General features: G+C 29.4%; 5 protein-coding genes. All 5 read right to left on the reverse strand.

Features of this window, described 5'->3' with window-relative positions:
- Positions 1-96 precede the first annotated feature (96 nt).
- The 5 genes from C6H08_RS12210 to C6H08_RS11140 all read right to left on the reverse strand — a co-directional run bounded on the left by C6H08_RS12210 (position 97) and on the right by C6H08_RS11140 (position 1,165).
- Positions 97-255, reverse strand: a complete 159-nt coding sequence (locus C6H08_RS12210; RefSeq protein WP_233708591.1) for a hypothetical protein — start codon at positions 253-255, stop codon at positions 97-99.
- A gap of 44 nt (positions 256-299) precedes the next feature.
- Positions 300-551 (reverse strand): hypothetical protein, encoded by a 252-nt coding sequence (locus tag C6H08_RS12215; RefSeq protein ID WP_233708592.1) that lies wholly within the window; start codon positions 549-551, stop codon positions 300-302.
- Positions 548-754, reverse strand: a complete 207-nt coding sequence (locus tag C6H08_RS11135) for a hypothetical protein (protein WP_034580335.1) — start codon at positions 752-754, stop codon at positions 548-550. Before C6H08_RS11135 ends, C6H08_RS12215 begins: the two co-directional genes overlap by 4 nt.
- Before the next feature lie 61 nt (positions 755-815).
- Positions 816-953 carry a hypothetical protein gene (locus tag C6H08_RS11420; RefSeq protein WP_158656878.1) on the reverse strand — a complete coding sequence of 46 codons (138 nt, stop codon included), beginning with the start codon at positions 951-953 and terminating at the stop codon, positions 816-818.
- 11 nt (positions 954-964) lie between these two features.
- Entirely contained in the window at positions 965-1,165 is a 201-nt protein-coding gene (locus C6H08_RS11140) for a hypothetical protein (protein ID WP_034580339.1), read from the reverse strand.
- Between the last annotated feature and the right edge of the window lie 947 nt (positions 1,166-2,112).

Here is a 2,112-nt window from a genome sequence, read left to right on the forward strand (position 1 = left end):
AGCCCGTTGTGTTCCTTTTGTGTGATGAAATAGCGTTATAATATGTTGCCCCTGTTGCCCTGTTTGTCTGCCTTGTCGCATAAAATTTTGATATTTTCATTTTGCCCCCCCCCTTATGCTTTCTTTTTTTAGCTTAATTTCGCCTTTTATGATTGCTTGTAGTAGCTCCATGTTATCATAATCAACCGCTATTTCTAAGGCGTCCGCTAATGTAGAATCTGATTCACAATTAAAAAAAACTTGCCATGCTGTCATAATAAGGGTCTAAAAGCTCATTTAAGTCTATATTATAGCTGAGTCTATCTAGTAATGCCTTGTGCCTTTTCTAAAGTGTGATTAATGGCTAGGTAGCAAATATCTACTTTTTCATAATCTGTAAAAATTTCACTTTCTAGGCTTTCATGGAATAAATCCGCTAATTTGTCGGCGGTCTCGCTCTCGTGGTAGATTCCGCTTAATATCTCTAATGCCTTGTAAATGTCGCCATATCCAAAGGGGCAAATTTTTGTTAAAAATCTGTCAAAGGTATAATTACTGATTTCTTTTTTCATATTAGCCCCCTTGTTGTTAGCTCCGCTTTTATAAACTCAAAAAAGCCATTTTTTAAAGCTTCTTTTAGCTCCGATTTGCCCATGTTCTCTAGCTTTGTTTCAAGCAGTGCGGTTTCATTTTCTTGTATTTCTTGCTCGTGCTTATCTCTTAATAGCACATTAACAAGGTGTTCTAAAGTGTAAAAATCATTATAGCCTAACATTGTTTTAACCTTTCAAGTAAAATTAAAAGGTTATTGAAGTATTAAGGGGTTAAAGTATAGGTTATTTTTGCTTTTTTGCTTCGCTTTTTTGTGCTTTAAATTCTTTGTATTTCAATACAATAACAGGTAAGGTTAAAGCAATACAAAGCCCTATAAACAACAAAAAAGCTATTATTTGATTATTTTGTAAATTTTCCATTGTCTTAGTCCTTACTCTAATTTATTTGCATAATCTAAGGCAATAAAAGCAAATATTACAACAAGAAACAAAAAAATAAAAGTTGCAAAAATTGGCAACATGTTATAATCATTACCTGTGTAAATATATGCGATTAAACCCGTGCTAATTGTAGCACAAAATAACATTAACGACTTGAAAAAATCGCTTAAACTTTTATAATATTCTTTCATGCTGCCAAACCTTAGCAAAACAAGCTAAAAGCATTATAACCTATTTTAACATTAATATTTCAAATAACCCTTAGAATCTAAAGAGAAACAAAAGGCTAAAAAACTTGACTTTATTTTTTAATCTAGCTATAATGTCGCTGATTTTATTTGCTTAAAGTCAATTTTGATTTTATCTATATCGTTACTATGGATAAAATCGCCTTTTAACTTCCTTTTTAAATTCATGCCATAATTATAACAAAATTTCAAAAAAAGTCAATATAAAAAGCCCTATTTTACGCATTTTTTTATATTTTTTTAGCACTTTTTTAACGATTTTTTAATGTTATTTTTTTATAAAAAAGTTATGATTTTTATAACCTATTTTATGCCCTTTTATGCTGTATAACATGCAAAGCTTTTAAAGGGGGTTTAAAGCGTGTTAGCAGTAAAGCACAATAACAAGGGCTTTTAATAGCTCGTTAGCAGTAGTCCGCCTTTGTTTGATAACCGCACACCCCATAAAAAAGCGATTTAGTCAAGGGTGGCGAAGCCATTAGTTTTATTTTTTTGCGTAAAGCGGAGTTGCCAAGTAAGTGGGGTTTAGTCCGCAAAAAAAAATAAAACTAACCACGCCCTTGACTAAAGCGGTTTTTTTATTATAATCTGCGGTTGAAAACAAAGTGGAATACTGCTACTAGCATATATTTATTATATGATTAGTTTATATTGTAAATCCTTGTCATTTATTATTTCAATCTATTGGTTGTATTAATTAAGTAAAAAACTCACTCAAATGTATAATATAAATCATTTAAAGCTAAAAAAGTTGCGTATAAATGTATAATATAATCTTTCTTTTGTTTTTAAATATTTAAATTACCTATATTTATATATTTTTTATTCTTTAATTAATGATTATATATCATTTTATTGGTATTTAAATATTGTTTATATATGTATAAAAT

Source organism: Helicobacter bilis, assembly GCF_900198365.1.
Classification (GTDB): Bacteria; Campylobacterota; Campylobacteria; order Campylobacterales; family Helicobacteraceae; genus Helicobacter_A; species Helicobacter_A bilis_B.